This window comes from Paraburkholderia franconis (assembly GCF_009362735.1).
GTDB lineage: Bacteria > Pseudomonadota > Gammaproteobacteria > Burkholderiales > Burkholderiaceae > Paraburkholderia > Paraburkholderia franconis.
Genome location: NZ_WHNP01000008.1, coordinates 104,187 through 121,377 on the forward strand (window position 1 = coordinate 104,187; position 17,191 = coordinate 121,377).

The 17,191-nt window shown below is 64.8% G+C and carries 18 protein-coding genes, 1 other RNA gene and 1 riboswitch; of the genes, 10 read left to right on the plus strand and 9 right to left on the minus strand.

Annotation, left to right across the window (positions count from 1 at the left end):
* Positions 1-21: 21 nt before the first annotated feature.
* Positions 22-438, plus strand: coding sequence for a DNA polymerase III subunit chi (locus tag GCT13_RS11240; RefSeq protein WP_152757886.1), 417 nt, complete (start codon positions 22-24; stop codon positions 436-438).
* Positions 439-516: 78 nt separating this feature from the next.
* Positions 517-1,290, plus strand: a complete 774-nt coding sequence (locus GCT13_RS11245; RefSeq protein WP_321574285.1) for a DUF2486 family protein — start codon at positions 517-519, stop codon at positions 1,288-1,290.
* A gap of 68 nt (positions 1,291-1,358) precedes the next feature.
* Here GCT13_RS11245 and GCT13_RS11250 read toward each other — a convergent pair whose 3' ends face one another.
* A complete protein-coding gene (locus GCT13_RS11250) occupies positions 1,359-1,685 on the minus strand; it encodes a c-type cytochrome (protein ID WP_090864605.1) in 327 nt (108 codons plus the stop codon).
* A 194-nt stretch (positions 1,686-1,879) separates the two neighbouring features.
* Positions 1,880-3,553 carry a dihydroxy-acid dehydratase gene (gene ilvD / locus GCT13_RS11255; RefSeq protein WP_152757889.1) on the minus strand — a complete coding sequence of 558 codons (1,674 nt, stop codon included), beginning with the start codon at positions 3,551-3,553 and terminating at the stop codon, positions 1,880-1,882.
* A 177-nt stretch (positions 3,554-3,730) separates the two neighbouring features.
* On the opposite strand from ilvD, the gene GCT13_RS11260 reads away from it, so the two are divergent.
* Positions 3,731-4,681 (plus strand): LysR family transcriptional regulator, encoded by a 951-nt coding sequence (locus GCT13_RS11260; protein ID WP_152757891.1) that lies wholly within the window; start codon positions 3,731-3,733, stop codon positions 4,679-4,681.
* 135 nt (positions 4,682-4,816) lie between these two features.
* Positions 4,817-5,722 (plus strand): prolipoprotein diacylglyceryl transferase, encoded by a 906-nt coding sequence (gene lgt / locus GCT13_RS11265; RefSeq protein ID WP_152757893.1) that lies wholly within the window; start codon positions 4,817-4,819, stop codon positions 5,720-5,722.
* A gap of 105 nt (positions 5,723-5,827) precedes the next feature.
* Here the strand turns inward: lgt and GCT13_RS11270 are convergent, their stop codons facing one another.
* From GCT13_RS11270 to GCT13_RS11290, 5 genes are all read right to left on the minus strand, one after another.
* On the minus strand, positions 5,828-6,562 hold the full coding sequence (locus GCT13_RS11270; RefSeq protein ID WP_152757895.1) for an SIMPL domain-containing protein: 735 nt from the start codon (positions 6,560-6,562) through the stop codon (positions 5,828-5,830).
* Positions 6,563-6,782: 220 nt separating this feature from the next.
* Positions 6,783-7,253 (minus strand): EVE domain-containing protein, encoded by a 471-nt coding sequence (locus GCT13_RS11275; protein WP_152757897.1) that lies wholly within the window; start codon positions 7,251-7,253, stop codon positions 6,783-6,785.
* Between the two features lie 103 nt (positions 7,254-7,356).
* A non-coding RNA gene (gene ssrS, locus GCT13_RS11280) (6S RNA) lies at positions 7,357-7,538 on the minus strand.
* Between the two features lie 63 nt (positions 7,539-7,601).
* Positions 7,602-7,916, minus strand: a complete 315-nt coding sequence (locus GCT13_RS11285) for a cell division protein ZapA (protein ID WP_152757899.1) — start codon at positions 7,914-7,916, stop codon at positions 7,602-7,604.
* Positions 7,913-8,278, minus strand: a complete 366-nt coding sequence (locus GCT13_RS11290) for an ATPase (RefSeq protein ID WP_152757901.1) — start codon at positions 8,276-8,278, stop codon at positions 7,913-7,915. The genes GCT13_RS11285 and GCT13_RS11290 overlap by 4 nt, the downstream gene beginning before the upstream one ends.
* 220 nt (positions 8,279-8,498) lie before the next feature.
* Positions 8,499-8,760: riboswitch (cobalamin riboswitch) on the plus strand.
* Positions 8,761-8,824: 64 nt separating this feature from the next.
* On the opposite strand from GCT13_RS11290, the gene GCT13_RS11295 reads away from it, so the two are divergent.
* From GCT13_RS11295 to cobC, 6 genes are all read left to right on the plus strand, one after another.
* Positions 8,825-10,828: a TonB-dependent receptor domain-containing protein gene (locus GCT13_RS11295; RefSeq protein WP_152757902.1), complete on the plus strand. Its 2,004-nt coding sequence runs from the start codon at positions 8,825-8,827 to the stop codon at positions 10,826-10,828.
* Positions 10,829-10,834: 6 nt separating this feature from the next.
* Positions 10,835-11,884: a FecCD family ABC transporter permease gene (locus GCT13_RS11300; RefSeq protein ID WP_152757904.1), complete on the plus strand. Its 1,050-nt coding sequence runs from the start codon at positions 10,835-10,837 to the stop codon at positions 11,882-11,884.
* Positions 11,881-12,699 carry an ABC transporter ATP-binding protein gene (locus tag GCT13_RS11305; protein ID WP_152757906.1) on the plus strand — a complete coding sequence of 273 codons (819 nt, stop codon included), beginning with the start codon at positions 11,881-11,883 and terminating at the stop codon, positions 12,697-12,699. Before GCT13_RS11300 ends, GCT13_RS11305 begins: the two co-directional genes overlap by 4 nt.
* A 39-nt stretch (positions 12,700-12,738) precedes the next feature.
* The gene (gene cobT, locus GCT13_RS11310; protein ID WP_152757909.1) at positions 12,739-13,809 is read left to right on the plus strand and encodes a nicotinate-nucleotide--dimethylbenzimidazole phosphoribosyltransferase; all 1,071 of its coding nucleotides are present in this window, start codon (positions 12,739-12,741) and stop codon (positions 13,807-13,809) included.
* Positions 13,810-13,894: 85 nt separating this feature from the next.
* Complete coding sequence (locus GCT13_RS11315) at positions 13,895-14,644, plus strand: adenosylcobinamide-GDP ribazoletransferase (protein ID WP_152757911.1); 750 nt, start codon at positions 13,895-13,897, stop codon at positions 14,642-14,644.
* Positions 14,629-15,219, plus strand: a complete 591-nt coding sequence (gene cobC / locus GCT13_RS11320; protein WP_152757913.1) for an alpha-ribazole phosphatase — start codon at positions 14,629-14,631, stop codon at positions 15,217-15,219. The genes GCT13_RS11315 and cobC overlap by 16 nt, the downstream gene beginning before the upstream one ends.
* Before the next feature lie 21 nt (positions 15,220-15,240).
* Here the strand turns inward: cobC and GCT13_RS11325 are convergent, their stop codons facing one another.
* Entirely contained in the window at positions 15,241-16,167 is a 927-nt protein-coding gene (locus GCT13_RS11325) for a cobalamin-binding protein (RefSeq protein ID WP_152757915.1), read from the minus strand.
* A gap of 19 nt (positions 16,168-16,186) precedes the next feature.
* Positions 16,187-17,188 (minus strand): threonine-phosphate decarboxylase CobD, encoded by a 1,002-nt coding sequence (cobD, locus tag GCT13_RS11330; RefSeq protein ID WP_152757917.1) that lies wholly within the window; start codon positions 17,186-17,188, stop codon positions 16,187-16,189.
* Positions 17,189-17,191: the final 3 nt, after the last annotated feature.

Below are 17,191 nucleotides of genomic sequence, written 5' to 3' on the forward strand. Positions count from 1 at the left end.
AGCAATGAAGCAAGCTCGCCGATGACCCGCATCGACTTTCATTCGAACGTCGGCGATTCGCTGCTCTATGCGTGCCGTCTCGTGCGCAAGGCTTATCAGGCCGGCCAGCCGCTGATCGTGCTGGCCGAGCCGCCACGGCTGCGCGCGTTCGACGAGCAGCTCTGGACCTTCTCGCCGCTCGACTTCGTGCCGCACTGCATGGCGGCGAGTCCGCTCGCGGCGCAGACGCCCGTCGTGCTCACGTCGTCGCTCGACGACGTACCCCATCATCAGATACTGTTGAACCTGAGCGCGACGGTGCCGCCGCAGTTCGCGCGCTTCGAACGCCTGCTGGAAATCGTCGGCAACGAGCCCGACGAACTGGCCGCGGGCCGTGAGCGCTACCGCTTCTATCGCGATCGCGGCTATGCTCTAAACAACTACAAGCAGGGCGCCTGACGGTTCATGTCCGCTCGATGCGCGGTCTTGTCCGATTCGCGCGGAACCGCATCGTCCGATCTTTAAAGGGAGGCTTTCGTGTCCCAATCTTCTGACTCTTCCGATCAAGACATTCCCGTTCTGACCGATGTGATGGTCACGGGCCACGATCCCCATGCGAAGACGAAGCGCTCGAAGCGGCATGGACATGGGCACGATTCTTCGCATGCGCGGCGACAGGAAGCGGCGCATGCCGAGGATCATCACGAAGCGCATGAAGAGGGACATGAAGGGGCGCATGAAGGGGTGCATGAAGCAACACATGAAGCGCCTCGCGAGAGCGCTCAGGAGCCGTCCGCGCAAGAAGACGACGTGCCCGTGCTCGATTCCGTGTACGAACCCGCGGACGATGTTCTGCCGGGCGAGCCAGCCATGCATCCCGAACTCGAAGGAACGAACGCGCATACGCCGCAAGCCGCGCACGAAGAAGCGCTTGCGCCCGCGCGCGAGCCGGCGCAGTTTGTGCCGGGAGAAGCGGAGTTCACATCGGGATCGGCGGCTGAACGCTACGTCGCGCCGCCTGACCTCAGCGCACCGCACACGCCGACGGAGCGCATCCGCACACCCGCCGACGCGCCCGAATACGATGCGGACGTGCTCGCCGAACGCTTGCGCGCACGCTTCGCGACCTATCTGAAAGGCGAGGGGCGCAATCTGATCGAAGCGCGCTGCCGCGACGCGTTTCAGGATCACACGACGTGGCTCGTCAACCAGATCACGCGCGAAGTCGCGCTCGCGCTCGAAACGGAAATGCTGAGGTGGGTGCGCGAAGCGATCCGCGAAGAACTCGGCAACAGCGCGGACGTCAAGTAAGCGGCATTTGACGTTTTATTCCGCGCGTCGATCGCGCGATCCGCAAGGCCGTACCCGGCGCCCGTGCGTTATTTGAGCGTCATGATCCAGCTTGCGAGCGACGCTGCTTCGTCGGGCGTGACCTGGGTGTTCGCGGGCATCGGCACGGTGCCCCAGACGCCCGCGCTGCCTTCGATGATCTTGCGTGCGAGGTAATGCGAGGCATCGCTGCGCGACGCATACCGGGCGGCGACATCGTGCAGCGCCGGTCCCATGAACTGCCGCGTCACCGAATGGCAACTCATGCAGTTCTCCTTCTGCGCGAGCGCGAGGCCTGGGGCCGATTCCGCGCGCGCCGCTCCGGCGAGCGTCAAAGCGCCTGCCAGCAAGACTGCCGCATACGACTTCGATTTCATTATGGTCTCCGCCGGTGACCTGGGCCCGGCCTGTGGTGGACGCATTATAAAAGCAAAGGGGCACACGGCGGTCCGTGTGCCCCTTCGTTCATCGAAGCATCGCGCTGCGTGCGTTCGTTGCGATCCCGCGTTGCTGCGTTGCGTCAGCGAAGACAGCGCTTGTGGCGTCCAGAGACGCCAGCGGCGCTGGCGCCTCAGCCCGTGACGGCGCCCTTGTTCGCCGGCTTCGCGAGCGCGGCGAACTTGGCGAGCACGCCACGCGTGTAGCGCGGCGCCGGCTGCTTCCATGCTGCGCGGCGGCGAGCGAGTTCCGCGTCGTCGATGTTCAGTTGCAGCAGCAGCTTGTGCGCGTCGATCGTGATCGAGTCGCCTTCCTGCACGAGCGCGATCGTGCCGCCGACGAACGCTTCCGGCGCGACGTGACCCACGACCATGCCCCACGTGCCACCCGAGAAGCGGCCATCGGTGACGAGGCCGACCGATTCGCCCAGTCCCTTGCCGATGATCGCCGAAGTCGGCGCGAGCATTTCCGGCATGCCCGGACCGCCTTGCGGGCCGAGATAGCGCAGCACGACGACATCGCCGGCCTTGATCTTGTCGGCGAGGATCGCTTCCATCGCGCTCTGCTCGTCGTCGAACACGCGCGCCGGACCCGTGATGACCGGGTTCTTCAGGCCGGTGATCTTCGCGACGGCGCCGTCTTCCGCGAGGTTGCCCTTGAGGATCGCGAGGTGGCCTTCGCTGTAGAGCGCCTTGTCGATCGGGTAGATCACGTTCTGGTCCGCGCGCGGCTTGCCCGGCACGTCCTTCAGTTCTTCGGCGATCGTCTTGCCCGTGATCGTCATGCAGTCGCCGTGCAAGAGGCCCGCGTCGAGCAGGAGCTTCAACACTTGCGGGATGCCGCCTGCCTTGTGCAGATCGGTCGCGACGTACTTGCCCGACGGCTTCAGGTCGCAGATCACGGGCACTTTCTTGCGCATGCGCTCGAAGTCCTCGATCGTCCACTCGACTTCCGCGGCGTGCGCAATCGCGAGGTAGTGCAGCACGGCGTTGGTCGAGCCGCCCGTCGCCATGATCAGCGCGACCGCGTTTTCGATCGACTTCTTCGTGATGATGTCGCGCGGCTTGAGGTCCTTCTTGACGGCTTCGACGAGCACGCGCGCCGATTCGGCCGCCGAATCCACTTTCTCCTGATCCGGGTTCGCCATCGTCGACGAGTACAGCAGCGACATGCCGAGCGCCTCGAACGACGAGCTCATCGTGTTCGCGGTGTACATGCCGCCGCACGAGCCCGTGGTCGGGCATGCGTTCTTTTCGACCCCGTCGAAATCTTCCTGCGACATGCGGCCCGCCGTGAATTCGCCGACAGCCTCGAACGACGACACGATGGTCAGGTCGGTGCCCTTCCAGTTGCCCGGCTTGATCGTCCCGCCATACACGTAGATGCCGGGGACGTTCATGCGCGCGAGGCCGATCATGCCGCCCGGCATGTTCTTGTCGCAGCCGCCGATCACGACCACGCCGTCCATCCACTGACCCTGCACGCAGGTCTCGATACAGTCGGCGATCACTTCGCGCGACACGAGCGAGTACTTCATGCCTTCCGTGCCCATCGACATGCCGTCCGAAATGGTCGGCGTGCCGAAGGTCTGCGGGTTCGCATCGGAGCGCCTGACGGCTTCGACGGCGGCATCCGTGAGGCGTTGCAGGCCCGCGTTGCACGGCGTGATCGTCGAGTGGCCGTTGGCGACGCCGATCATCGGCTTGTCGAAGTCATCTTTCTGATAGCCGAGTGCGTAATACATCGAACGGTTCGGCGAACGCGCGACGCCTTGCGTGATGTTCTTCGAACGACGGTTGTACGGCATGGGGAGCTCCATCCAGTTGTTTTGATCCGTGCGCCCGTTGGCTTGCTCGCGACCCAATGGCCGGGCGGGCTGGGGCGGGTTCTTAAGTCTAGTTCGGGCGCGTCGCGCAAGAATGCAGTTTCTGCAAACGAATGTCCAATATATTATTCAGCGTCGATTAGGTCGTAAAATATATCAATGAGCCTGCCCGCGATTCCCGATCTCCGCCAGTTGCGCTATTTCGTGACTGTCGCCGAAGAAAAGCACTTCGGTCGCGCGGCGGCGCGGCTGTCGATGACGCAGCCGCCGCTGTCGCAGGCCATCCGCGCGCTCGAAGACACGCTGGGCGTCGAGCTGTTCGCGCGCACGAAGCGCTCCGTCGATCTGACGCAAGTCGGGGCGGATCTGCTGCCCGAGGTGAGGCGCCTGCTCGCGGCCGCCGAAGGGCTGCGGCCGCTCGCGCAGAGCCTGGCGCGCGGCGAGGCGGGCGTGCTGTCGCTGGCGTTCGTGTCGACGGCCGACTACGGGCTCCTGCCGCCGCTGTTGCGCGAGTTCGGATCGCGGCATCCGCGCGTGCGGCTCGAACTGCTCGAGGCGACGAGCGATGTGCAGATCGACGAACTGGTGGCGGGGCGGATCGACGCGGGTCTCGTGATCGGGCCGCTGCCGCCTCGCTACGCGGCGCAGCTGTCGTGGCTGCCCTTGGCGCGCGAGCCGCTTGTGATCGCGATGTCGACGGAGATGGCGGCGCGCGTCGAAGGTGACGACAGTGCAGCGGAATGGCGCGACAGACCCTTGAGCCTCGCGCAAGCGGGCGACGCGCCGCTCGTCGTTTTCCCAAGGCGTCTTGCGCCAGGCTTTTATGACATCATTATGGATTGCTACGGCGCGGCCGGTCTCACGCCGCGCGTCGGCCAGGAAGCGATCCAGATGCAGACGATCGTAAGCCTCGTGTCAGCGGGGATGGGCGTCGCACTGGTGCCGCAATCGTTGCGTAACCTGCGGCGCACGGGCGTGGTGTATCGTCCGCTGCGCGAAGCGGTGCCCGCCGTCGTCACGGGGCTCGTGTGGCGCACGGCGGAAGTGAGCCCCGTGCTGGCCGGTTTCATCGACATCGTGCGCGCGCATGCCGATGTGCTCGCCGGCTAACGGCTGGCATGTGCCGATGCGCTCGCCGGCGAGCACGGCGAACCTGCTGCGAACCGTTTATGTCCGCGCGCGTCCAATGCGCTTGAATTTCAGATCATCCAAACCCCTATAACGACGAACCCCTATAACGATACGATGCACATCCACCCGAATTTCGACCCCATCGCCATCCATCTGGGACCGCTGGCCGTCCGCTGGTACGGCCTGATGTATCTGGTCGCCTTCGTCATGGCGATCGTCGTGGGCCGCTTGCGCCTGCGTCTGCCGCATGTCGCAGCGCAAGGCTGGACTCCGAAGGATATCGACGACATGCTGTTTTACGGTGTGCTCGGCACGATCCTCGGCGGACGTCTGGGCTATGTGCTGTTCTATAAAGCAAGCTGGTACTTCGCGCATCCGCTCGACATCTTCAAGGTCTGGGAAGGCGGCATGTCGTTTCACGGCGGCTTTCTCGGCGTGACGCTCGCGATGATGCTGTTCGCGTGGCAGCGCAAGCGCACGTGGCTTCAGGTGACGGACTTTGTCGCGCCGATGGTGCCGACGGGTCTCGCGGCAGGGCGTCTCGGTAACTTCATCAACGGCGAGCTGTGGGGCCGCGTGACGTCGCCGGATGCACCGTGGGCAATGCTGTTCCCGGGCGCCGCGAACGAAGACGCGGGCTGGATCGCCGCGCATCCGGCGCAGGCCGCGCAATGGCATCTCGCCGATGTGTTCGCGCAATATCACATGCTGCCGCGCCATCCGTCGCAACTGTACGAGATCGCGCTCGAAGGCGTCGTGCTGTTCCTCGTGCTGTGGTTCTTCACGCGCAAGCCGCGTCCTGTCGGCGCGGCGTCGGCGGTGTTTCTGATCGGCTATGGTCTCGCGCGCTTCACGGTCGAGTTCGCGCGCGAGCCCGACGACTTCCTCGGCTTGCTGACGTTCGGTCTTTCGATGGGTCAATGGCTGTCGCTGCCGATGATCATCGCGGGCATCCTGATGTTACTGTGGGCGTATCGGCGCGGCCGTCGCGACGCTGCGCAAACCGTCAACGCGAGCTGAGCGTCGCGTCACGTTCGCGTCCGTTCAGGCGGATATGAAAAACGCCACGGCATGCCGTGGCGTTTTCGTTTGCGGGTATTGGTTGGCCAGTGCGCTTGGTGCGCGTCACTTCATCTGCACCGATCCCGACACGCTGACCGTCACCGTCGACGTGCCGCCTTCGACAGGCACGGGCGCGGCGGCCTTCGCGCTGTTGCCATCGGCGCGCATGCTCATCATCATCACCGGGCGCGGCGGCACGCCGCCGTGGCCGACGTTTACTTCGCGGATCGAATAGCCGCTGTAGCCGAACGCCTGCGCGGCGGCCGTGGCCTGCTGCCTGAACGATGCGATTGCCTGACCTGTCAGCTTTTGCTCGGCTGCGCGCTGCGCTTCCGGCGACAGCGAGAACTGCACGTTGCCGACCTGCATGATCGACGACAGTTGCCCCGCGAGCTTCGACGCCGCCGCGAAGTCGTGCGATTCCAGCACGATTTCCGTGCGGCCGCGCCATGCGGAGATGCGCCCATCGCGGTCCGTCGACGGATAGATCGAGAACGCCCCCGTGCGCGCCGTCACGCCCGCGACGCCTTTCGCCTTTTGCAGCGCCTGGTCGGCGTGCTGGTTCAGCGTGCCCGTCAACGACGACGGATCGCTCGCTTCCTGTTCGAAGAACAGCGTGATATCGACGACGTCCTGCGGCACTTCGGCGCTCGCCTGCGCGTTCAGCGACAGGACGCCCGCAGGCTGATACTGCTGCACAACCGTTTGCGCATTTGCGTCGGCGGGCGTGAGCGCAAGCGCGAGAGGCGCCGCGCATGCGCCGGCGAGCGCCCACACGAGCGCTGATTTTTTCGTCATTGTTCGACTCCTTCGTTGAGCAGGTTGTGCGCGCATGCATCGACGGCGCGGCTTGCGTCGATCGTTCGACGCTCGCTCGTGGCATGGCGCTTGCGGGCGATTAGGCGTTTGAAAAGGCCATCTGGTTCCCCGAGTCCATTCGAGTATCGCTTCGAATGTGAGCACGCGACCCGATGCCGCGCGGTTCAAACACAGATCCGGGGCCGGCGCCCATCGAGCCTTATGCGGCTTGCTTCGCAAGCTGCTTCGTGATGAACGTCCACTCGGCTTCGGTGACGGGCGTGATCGACAGACGATTGCCCTTCGCGAGCACGCGCATGTCGGCGAGTTCGGGATGCGCGCGCAACTCGGCGAGCGGAATCAACTGGATCTTCTTCTTGAACACGACGTCGACGAGCGTCCAGCGCGGCGTTTCCTGCGTCGATTTCGCGTCGTAGTACTCGCTCTTCGGATCGAACTGGGTCGGATCGGGATAAGGCGTCGACGAGACTTCGGCGATGCCCGCAATGCCGGGCTCCGGGCAGCTCGAATGATAGAAGAGCACGCCGTCGCCGATCTTCATGATGTCGCGCATGAAATTGCGCGCCTGATAGTTGCGGACGCCCGTCCATGGCAGCGTGCGTTGCGGCGCCTTAGCGAGATCGTCGATGCTTGCTTCGTCCGGTTCGGACTTCATCAGCCAGTAGCGCATGAGTCGATTGAACGTGAAGAGAAGGAAAGGGTTTGCCGATCAGTTCTCGCACAGGTAAGCGCGCAAAGAAAAACGGCACCGGACAAAGTCCGATGCCGTTTGTTGGGTCCCCGCCATAGCCGCTAGGCCGGCATCCTGAACCTGAGGTTCAGAATTGGTCGCAGTTAGCAGCACTTCGGGTACATCAGACTGAGTGACGCGCACGCCCGTGCTACAAATTTCCGCAACCGTGCACATAGCATTGGTTCAAGGAATATATGACCTTGGCGAACCAGGCAGGGAAGCTGAAAAACGTTTGCTCTACAACATGGGCCTGATTGCCGGTCAATCAAGCCTATCAAGATTCATTTACTGCACGCTGTACTGTTGAATAACAGTGCCCAGCTGCTCGTTCATCTGGTGCATTGTACGCCGGATTTCCTCGGCGGGAAACGATTCTCCGTGACGTACGCTGGCTTGCAGCCTAAGCAGTTCCGATGCCAGCGACAGCGCCGCCATCACCGCGATACGGTCCTGGCCGCGCACGTTGCTGTTGGCACGGATCTTCGTCATCTCGGCGTCGACACGCGCGACCGCTTCGAGCAGCGCCGTCTCCGTTTCCGGCGAGCAGGCGAGGCGATAGGACTGGCCGAGAATCGACACGTCGATCTGCTTCGTGGTCATGCATTTTCTCCGTGGCGGGTCGCGTCGTTGTTCGCGTCGTGAGTGGCCTGCGCCTGCTGTTCGGGCGCGAGGAGATCGAGTTGATTGTCGGGCTCGTTATGACCACGCGCGCGTGGCAGCTTCTCGAGGATCGCGTTCAGACGCACCTGGGCGTCGTCGATCTTCGCGGACAGCGCATCGCGCTCCGCCTGCAGTGCGTTGCGTTCTTCACGGATCTGTTCGAGTTCTGCGCGGGTGGATTCGCATTCGGCATGCGCTTGCGCAAGCTGTTCTTCGAGCGCGATGCGCGCCTCGTTATAGCGCTGGCTGATCTCGATCAGCCGGCCGATGTTCTGTGACAGTGTTTCGAGTTCGGTGAGCATGTGCTGCGTCCTCTAAAGACATGGCATTCTAGCGCGGAATGTCGCACGCTCGGACATTTGTCTCGTTTCGAGACGTAACAGTAGCGCGTTAAAGCCGCATTATCCAGGTGTCTCGCCGCGTTTAACGCATTTTTACCCCTTAAAAAGGGGCTTTTTTAACAGTCCCTCTTTGGACATTCGTACGATGTCCCGCGTTTCTTGACGCGTTTGCTCACCACTTCTACACTTGCGGCACTTTGGTGCCCGCGCACGGTATCGCGCCGCGCGCAGTTAAACGGGAAGCAGGGAGCGAAGTCCTCCAGGACGAGCCAACCTGCGCTGTCCTCGCAACGGTACAACGATCGCAGTTCCTGCAGGTCGACCCAATGCACGCGTTGAACCTATGTGTTCGAACGCCGTGCGAGAAGCCACTGCGCGTTGCGCGCGGGAAGGCGGGTCGGCACGTCGTCAGCCCGGATACCGGCCAGAGGCAAGGGGCGGGTCGCCCCCTGGACAGGCAACGGCCCACGAGGAGCGGGTCGCGCATAGGCCCACAGGACTCTTTCGATGCTCACCCCGCTGTTTCCGCGCGTTGCGCGTGCGCCGTACGCTGCGCTTGCCGTCCTTGCATACGCACTCTCGTGTGCACCGTCCGCCGCTTGCGCGCAAACCGACGCGCAGTCTCAAGCGCAGTCTCCGGATCATCACGCGGACTCATCCGCCACGACGACGGATCGACCGGACAGCGGCACCGGCAAGCCTTCCGCAAAACCCTCTGCCTCGACCATCTCGACGGACGCCGGCACCGATGCGTCGACACTCTCGCCCATCGTCGTCACCGCGGAGCGCGGCGCCCAACGTCTCGCCGATGCCATTCCGCAGACCACGCAGTTCGACGCGCAAGACATCGCCGATACGACGGCACGCGATCTGCCCGGGCTGCTGCAGCTCGCACCCGGCGCGCAGATCGTGCGCAACGGTGGTCCCGGCTCGACGTCGAGTCTCTTTCTGCGGGGCGCGTCGGCGACGCAATCGCTCGTGCTGATCGACGGCGTGCGCGTCGATTCGGTGAGCCAGGGCAGCGCGCAGCTCGAGCAGATTCCGCTCGACCAGATCGATCATGTCGAAGTGGTCAACGGCAATGTGTCGGCGCTGTACGGCTCGGGCGCGATCGGCGGGGTCGTGCAGGTGTTCATTAAGGACGGCGGCAATCATCCGCCGCGCTTTCACTTCGAGCTCGAATACGGCAGCTATCACACGCAGCGGCAGTCGGCAGGCGTGGACGGCTCGCTCGACAAGGACGGCAAGACCACCTTCAGCGTCACGCTCGCGCGCGCGAAGACGGATGGCTTCTCGTCGATCGATCCCGCGCTCGCGCCCGTCAATCCGAACGCGAACGGCTACTTCAACGAGAGCGTGAGCGCGTCGCTGCGTCACAGGTTCAACGACCGATGGGCCGTGGGCCTGCGCTATTTCCAGTCGAACGGCAACGACAGCTTCGACAATCCGTTCGGCCTGCCCACCGATCTCAACAATCTGCACAGCAAGGTGCAGATGGCGTCGGCCTTCGCGAACGGCAAGCTCACCGACTGGTGGACGACGCACTTCATCGCCGCGACGGGCAACGATCGCAGCAACACGGCCCTCAACGGCGACTATCTGTACCGCTTCGATTCGGACAACCGTCAGTACACTTGGCAGAACGATTTGACGTTTGCGCGCGATCACAAGCTGCAGATCGGCTATGAGCATCTGGACCAGACGCTCGATTCGAATCAGTACACGGCACCCGACCGCCACGTGAACTCGATGTTCGCGGGCTACTCGGGGCGCCTGGGCAACAACCAGATTCAGGCGAATGTGCGGCGCGACCAGTACTCGGATTTCGGCGGGGCCAACAGTTACTATCTCGGCTATGGATACGACTTCGACGAGCACTGGAAGGCGACTGCAAGCTGGTCCGATGCGTTCCGCGCGCCGAGCTTCAACGACCTGTACTACCCGTTCAGCGGCAATCCGCTGATCCAGCCGGAGCGCAGCCATTCCGTCGAGGCGGCCTTGCAGTACGCATCGGATGCGCTGGGCCTGATGAAGCTCACTGCATTCGAGACGCGCTATACGAACCTGATCGACTATGTGCAGACGATGCCGGGCATCTACGTTGCAGAGAACGTCGGTCATGCGAAGGTGCAGGGCATCGAAGGATCGTGGGCGGGACATGTCGGCAGGACCGATGTGCGCGTGGCCGTGACGTTCCAGAATCCCGTCGACGAAGACACGCACACCGATCTGAACCGGCGCGCGCGTCACTTCGCGTCGTTCACCGCGAACCGCAATATCGGCAGCTGGCGCGTGGGCGGGGAATGGATTCTGAGCGGCGAGCGCGTCGATGGCGGCACGCCGCTCGGCGGTTATGGCATCGTGAATCTGGCCGCGCGCTACCGTATCACGAAGGCATGGTATGTGGCCGCGCAGATCCAGAATCTCTTCGACAAGGACTATGAACTCGCCTACACGTACAACACGCCGCGGCGCGGCGCGTACATCACGCTTGGCTGGCAGCAGCAGTAACACGCGATGAACGGCGCCGTGCAACGTCAGCCCATTCATGTCGCGCGAAGCATGAGCGCGAAGCGCGCGCTCGCGATCTGGGCCGCGCTCGCCGTTGCCGCGCTCGTCGTGTTCGTGGCGTCGCTCGCGTTGGGCAGCGTGAGCGTTGCGCCGCTTCGCGTGTTCGCTGCGTTGCTGCCGTCGCATGATGCAGCGGGCGATCTCGCTGTCGAGATCGTTCGCACGCTGCGCCTGCCGCGCGCGCTCGCGGGCTTCGGATGCGGCGCGCTGCTCGCGCTCGCGGGCGCGTTGCTACAGGTGCTGTTGCGCAATCCGCTCGCCGAGCCGTATGTCCTCGGCGTGTCGGGCGGCGCGGCGAGCTTCGCGCTCGTCGCGATGATCACGGGCTGCGCATGGTGGCTCGTCGATGTATCCGCGTTCGCCGGCGCGTTCGCATCGATCCTGCTCGTGCTCGGCCTCGCGCGCGGCGCATTGTGGCGCGGGGAGCCGCAGGACGCGTCGCCGCGTCTTCTGCTGACGGGCGCCGTGATCGCAGCGGGGTGGGGCGCCATCATCACGCTGCTGCTGACCGTTGCACCCGACAGCCGTTTGCGCGGCATGCTGTTCTGGCTCACCGGCGATCTGAACGGCGGCGGCATGCCGTGGCTCGCGCTTGCCGCGTTGTGCGTGGCGTTGATCGCAATCGTGCCCGCCGCTCCGCAGCTCAATGTGCTGCTGCGCGGAGATGCAGCGGCGCAGGCGCTCGGCGTGCCCGTGATGCGCGCGCGGCTGCGCGTGTATCTCGTCGCATCGCTGGCGGCCGCGGCGGCCGTGACGACGGGCGGCACGATCGGCTTCGTCGGGCTCGTCGTGCCGCACATGCTGCGTCTCGCGTTCGGCAACGACCAGCGGATGCTGTTGCCCGCGGCCGCGCTCGGCGGCGGCGTCGCCGTGATGGGCGCCGATCTGATCGCGCGCATCGTGATCGCGCCCGCTCAGTTGCCCGTCGGCGTGATCACGGCATTGACGGGCGTGCCCGTGTTTCTGTGGATGCTGTTGCGGCGGAGGCGCGCATGAACGCCCGCGCCGCGATCGAACTCACGCTGCGCGCCGACCGGCTGACGTTGCGCGCGGGCACGCGCACGCTGCTCGACGATTTCACGCATACGTTCCATCCGGGCGAGGTCTGGTGCATCGCCGGGCCGAACGGCGCGGGCAAGACCACATTGATCTCGACGCTCGCCGGTCTGCTGCATCCGGCAAAAGGTCATGTCGAGCTCGACGGCATGCGCGTGAACGATTGGCCGCTCGCGCGGCTCGCGCAGCGCCGCGCGCTGATGCCGCAAGCGTCGCACGATGCGTTCAGCGCGAGCGTGCTCGATATCGTCCTGCTGAACCGCTTTCCGCATCTGGCCGGCTGGGGCTGGGAGCGCGACGAGGACCGCGCGGCTGCGCATGCGGCGCTCGATACGCTCGGTCTCGCCGATTTCGCTTCGCGCGATGTGCTGTCGCTGTCGGGCGGCGAGCGACAGCGCGTCGCGCTCGCGGCCGTGCTGTGCCAGGACGCGCCGTTGCTGCTGCTCGACGAGCCGCTCGCGCATCTGGACCTGCATCATCAGATCGATTGCCTCGAAGCATTGAACGCATGGACGCGCGGCGCCGGGCGTACAGTGATGTTCTCGTGTCACGATCTGAATCTCGCGCGGCGTTTCGCAACGCATGCGCTGCTGCTCGAAGGCAATGGCGCCGCGCATGCGGGGCCCGTGCACGATGTGTTGACGCCGCCGCTCGCGAGCCGCGCATTCGGCTATCCGCTCGTGCTGATCCGCGATGGCGACGACGAAGCGCTGATTCCGGCAACGCGTCCATCGGCTCGCACCGGCCCTGCATGAACCGCGTTTTTTACGCAGACACCTTACGCAGATACGAACATGACCACTTCGCCCTCACTGCCCGCTTTGTCCGCCCTGCCTGTTGTCGAGCCGCTCGAACAGACGCTGCGCGCCGAAATGCAACGCGTCATCGATCTGAAGACCAAGCCGCCCGGCAGCCTCGGCCAACTCGAAGCGCTCGCGTTGCAGATGGGCATGATCCAGCGGACGACACAGCCCGCGATCGTGCGTCCCGCGATGATCGTCTTCGCCGCCGACCACGGCATCGCGAACGCGGGCGTGAGTCCTTATCCGCAAGCCGTGACGGCGCAGATGGTGCTGAACTTTCTCGCGGGCGGCGCGGCGATCAACGCGTTCAGCCGCGTCGCGGGCCTCGAGCTCGAAGTGGTGAACGCGGGCGTCGCCTACGATTTCGCGCCGCATGAAAGACTCGTCGACATACCCATCGGCAAGGGCACGCGCAACTTCGCGCAAGAACCGGCGATGACGCGCGACGAAGCGCTCGCCGCGATGCGCGCGGGGGTGGAGCGCGTGCGTCATCATGCGGCGCTGGGTACCAACGTGATCGGCTTCGGCGAGATGGGGATCGCGAACACGTCGTCGGCTGCGTGTTTGATGAGCCGGCTGTGCAGCATTTCAATCGACGAATGCGTCGGACGCGGCACGGGTCTCGACGACGCCGGCCTCGCGAAGAAGCGCGACGTGCTGGCAGCGGCGCTCGCGTATCACGCTGCGCCCGACGATCCGCTCGACGTGCTCGCGACGTTCGGCGGCTTCGAGATCGCGATGATGGCGGGCGCGTATCTCGCGGCGGCGCAAGCGCGTATGACGATCGTCGTCGACGGCTTCATCGCGTCGTCGGCGTTGCTGGTCGCCGATGCATTCGCGCCCGCCGTGCGCGACTACTGCGTGTTCGCGCATGCATCGAACGAGGCGGGGCACCGGCGCATGCTCGATCACTTCGGCGCCGCGCCGCTGCTCACGCTCGATCTGCGTCTTGGCGAAGGCACGGGCGCGGCGCTGGCGATGCCGCTGCTGCGCGCGGCCGTTGCGTTCATCAACGAGATGGCGAGCTTCGAATCGGCGGGTGTCGCGCAACGCGACGCGTGATGCCAGGCGCGCGCAAGAACAGGGGCGTCCGGATGAACCGTGAAGGGTTAAATCGTGAAGAGCGAACCGCAAGCGACGGCCATCGATGAATGAACTGCGCTATTTCTTCACGGCGCTCGGCTACTTCACGCGCGTGCCCGTGCCGCGCTGGGTCGGCTATGAGCCGCATTATCTGAACGCGGCGGCGCGCTACTTTCCGCTCGTCGGCGCATTGGTCGGCGCGGCGGGCGCGGTCGTGTACATGGCCGCACTGCGCATCTTTCCGGCGGGCGTGGCCGTGCTGCTTTCGATGGCGACGACGCTGCTCGTGACAGGCGCATTCCACGAAGACGGACTGGCCGATTGCGTCGATGCGTTCGGCGGCGCTTATGCGCGCGAAGATACGCTGCGCATCATGCACGACTCGCGCATCGGCGCATTCGGCGCGATTGCGTTGATGATCGCGCTCGCGCTGAAGTGGCAAGCGCTCGCGTCACTGCCGCCGCTGCGCGCGGCGTGGCTGATGATCGCGGCACATGCGGCAAGCCGCGCATGTGCGATCAGCTATCTCGTCACGCTCGATTACGTGCGCGCGGAAGGCAAGGCGAAACCCGTCGCGCAGCGCATGTCTCGCAATGCGTTTGGCTGCGCTATCTTACTGGGTGTGCCGTGGCTCTTCTGGCCGCAATGGCGTGCCGGTTGTGTCACGCTGCTCGTGCTGGTCGTGTTGCGTATTGCATTGGGCCGTTATTTCGTCAGGCGCATCGGCGGATATACGGGTGACTGTCTGGGCTTCGCCCAGCAGATCTTCGAACTGGCCATTTACCTGGTGGGGCTCGCATGGATATCGTTCTGATCCGTCACCCGGCTGTCGACGTCGAAGAAGGCGTCTGCTATGGCCACAGCGACGTGGCGCTCGCCGATGCGCCGGAAGCATCGGCGGCCGCGCTGGCCGTGCGTCTCGCGACCTTGCAGGTGCCCGCGCCGCGCGTGCTGCTGTCGAGTCCGCTCACGCGCTGCGCGTCGGTGGCCGCCGCGCTCGCCGCGAACTTCGGCTGCGCGTATAGCTGCGACGACAGCCTGAAGGAAATGGACTTCGGCACGTGGGAGCTACAGCGCTGGAACGATATCGATCGCGCGCTGATCGACGCATGGGCGAACGACTTCGAAGGCGCGCGTGCGCATGGCGGCGAAAGCGTCGAGCAGTTCGTGAGCCGCGTGCGCACATGGTTCGACGCGCTCCAGCAGACGCGCGAACTGTCGCCTGCCTATGTCGTCACGCATGCGGGCGTGATGCGCGTGATCGCGGCGACGGTGCTCGGGTTGCCCGTCGAGCGCTGCCTCAAATGGTCGCTCGATATGTCGGGCTGCGTCTGGTTGCGCCGCGACGACGTCACGCACGACTGGTCGATGGTGCGCTGGAACGCCTGACGTTTCTCTTTGAGTTCTGCTTCAGCGATTCGGTCGGCGCGAGCGCGCGATATCCAGGTCTTTGCACAGTTGCGCCGCGCCTTGCGCGAGACGCGGGGCGGGGCGGTTGATCAGATCGCCGTCGATTGCAAAGAGGTTGTTGCGCGCGACGGCCGTCATGCCCGGCCACGCTTTCCATCTGTCGAGCGAAGGCAGCGGCCGGTCGGGTTTCGTCTCGCCGGGCGCGGCCGTGACGATGACTTCCGGATTCGCGGCCAGCACGGCTTCCGTCGAGACCGTCGGCACCAGCGGTTCCAGCTTCGCGAATACATTGCGGCCGCCGCATAGCGCGATTACGTCGCTGATCATGTGCTCGCCGTTGAGCGTCATCAGCGGCTCGTCCCATACCTGATAGAACACGCTGACACTCGGCTGCGTCGAATAGCGTGCGCGCAGGCTGGCAATGTCGTCGCGCCAGGCGCGCGCTGCCGCATCGGCAGATTGCGATATGCCGAGCAACTGGCCGAGCTTCGTCAGCGTGACGGCGATATCGTCGAGGTGATGCGGCTCGCTGACATAGAGGGGGATGTGCATTTCGCGCAAGCGGTCGATCTGGCGCTGCGCATTGCCATGCCGCCATACGACGATCAGATCGGGCTTCAACGCGATGATGCGTTCGAGGTCGAGCGACTTGTTGTCGCCGACGCGCGGCAGCTGTTTTGCTTCGGGCGGATAGTCGCTATAGCTCACCGCGCCGACGAGCTTTGCTCCACCGCCCGCCGCGTAGATCATCTCGGTCACATGCGGCGCGAGGCTGATCACGCGTTGCGCGGGTTGCGCAAGCGTGACGGGCGTATTGGTGTCGTCGGTGACGGTTATCGGTGTGCTTGCGTTTGCATTCGCATATAGCAGCATTGAAGCGAGCACGAATGCTGCGCTCAGTGCTCGGAATCGTCGGGCTGGTTGCATCGTTTTGATCGCATCGTTTTTATAGCGCTGCCATGCTCGTCCGAAGGCTCTCTTCGAAGCGCAGCCATTGCGCTTCCGTTGCGGGCAGCCCGAAGCGCACGCTCGCGGGTTCGAGGAAGAACCGCGTCCATACGCCTTGTTGCGCGAGCGCGCGATGCAGTTGCTCGGCGCGCGGGTCAGCGATCCATGCGAAGAGCGGCGTCGCATGCACGTCGAATTCCTGTGAGTCGAGAAGCGCAACGAGACGTGCGCTGTCCTGCGTGAGCCGTTCACGCATCGCTTGCTGCCATGTTGTATCGGCGAATGCGGCGCTCACGGCATGACGCGCAGGACCGCTGACGGTCCACGCGCCCAACGCTTCGTCGAGCGCTTCGAGCAGGCGGGGGCAGCCGAGCACGAAACCCGCGCGCACGCCGGCAAGACCGAAGAACTTGCCCGGAGAGCGCAGCACGACAAGTCCTTCGCGATCGGTGCATGCAGCAAGCGACCGCGCGGGCATCGAATCGGCAAACGCCTCGTCGACGATCAGCGTGCCACCGCGTGCGCGCAACGCTTCATGCCATTGCAGCAGCAGCGAAGCGCTCACATGCTCGGCTGTCGGGTTGTTCGGATTCACGACGACGGCATGCGTGATGTCATCGGGCAACGTCGAACGCGCGATGTCGAGCGTCGTCACGCGATGCCCCGCGCGCGCGAATGCGGGCGCGTATTCACCGTACGTCAATGGCGCAATGCCGACAGTGCCCCGCCCGAGCACGCGCGGCAGCATGCGGATCGCCGCCTGGCTCCCCGCGACGGGCAGCACGTGCGATGCATCGGGCGCGCCGTAGTAGCGCGCCGCGCGCTCAGTGAAGCCGTCGCCGCTATCGGGCAGACGCCGCCAGGCATCGGCGGGAACGGGTGGCACCGGGTAGCCATGCGGATTGATGCCCGTCGACAGATCGAGCCAGGCTTCGTAGGGGATCGCGTAACGGCGTGCCGCTTCGTGCAGGTTGCCGCCGTGCTGAACGGATCGTGTCATCGG

What these genes read in the sequence shown, in the direction of transcription:
- GCT13_RS11240 (WP_152757886.1), top strand. Translation starts at nt 22, where the DNA reads ATGACCCGCATCGACTTTCATTCGAACGTCGGCGATTCGCTGCTCTAT.
- GCT13_RS11300 (WP_152757904.1), top strand. Translation starts at nt 10,835, where the DNA reads ATGAACGGCGCCGTGCAACGTCAGCCCATTCATGTCGCGCGAAGCATG.
- GCT13_RS11250 (WP_090864605.1), bottom strand. Translation starts at nt 1,685, where the DNA reads ATGAAATCGAAGTCGTATGCGGCAGTCTTGCTGGCAGGCGCTTTGACG.
- GCT13_RS11275 (WP_152757897.1), bottom strand. Translation starts at nt 7,253, where the DNA reads ATGCGCTACTGGCTGATGAAGTCCGAACCGGACGAAGCAAGCATCGAC.
- GCT13_RS11260 (WP_152757891.1), top strand. Translation starts at nt 3,731, where the DNA reads ATGAGCCTGCCCGCGATTCCCGATCTCCGCCAGTTGCGCTATTTCGTG.
- cobD (WP_152757917.1), bottom strand. Translation starts at nt 17,188, where the DNA reads ATGACACGATCCGTTCAGCACGGCGGCAACCTGCACGAAGCGGCACGC.
- GCT13_RS11285 (WP_152757899.1), bottom strand. Translation starts at nt 7,916, where the DNA reads ATGACCACGAAGCAGATCGACGTGTCGATTCTCGGCCAGTCCTATCGC.
- GCT13_RS11315 (WP_152757911.1), top strand. Translation starts at nt 13,895, where the DNA reads ATGAATGAACTGCGCTATTTCTTCACGGCGCTCGGCTACTTCACGCGC.
- GCT13_RS11270 (WP_152757895.1), bottom strand. Translation starts at nt 6,562, where the DNA reads ATGACGAAAAAATCAGCGCTCGTGTGGGCGCTCGCCGGCGCATGCGCG.
- GCT13_RS11295 (WP_152757902.1), top strand. Translation starts at nt 8,825, where the DNA reads ATGCTCACCCCGCTGTTTCCGCGCGTTGCGCGTGCGCCGTACGCTGCG.
- GCT13_RS11305 (WP_152757906.1), top strand. Translation starts at nt 11,881, where the DNA reads ATGAACGCCCGCGCCGCGATCGAACTCACGCTGCGCGCCGACCGGCTG.
- ilvD (WP_152757889.1), bottom strand. Translation starts at nt 3,553, where the DNA reads ATGCCGTACAACCGTCGTTCGAAGAACATCACGCAAGGCGTCGCGCGT.
- cobC (WP_152757913.1), top strand. Translation starts at nt 14,629, where the DNA reads ATGGATATCGTTCTGATCCGTCACCCGGCTGTCGACGTCGAAGAAGGC.
- lgt (WP_152757893.1), top strand. Translation starts at nt 4,817, where the DNA reads ATGCACATCCACCCGAATTTCGACCCCATCGCCATCCATCTGGGACCG.
- cobT (WP_152757909.1), top strand. Translation starts at nt 12,739, where the DNA reads ATGACCACTTCGCCCTCACTGCCCGCTTTGTCCGCCCTGCCTGTTGTC.
- GCT13_RS11290 (WP_152757901.1), bottom strand. Translation starts at nt 8,278, where the DNA reads ATGCTCACCGAACTCGAAACACTGTCACAGAACATCGGCCGGCTGATC.
- GCT13_RS11325 (WP_152757915.1), bottom strand. Translation starts at nt 16,167, where the DNA reads ATGCAACCAGCCCGACGATTCCGAGCACTGAGCGCAGCATTCGTGCTC.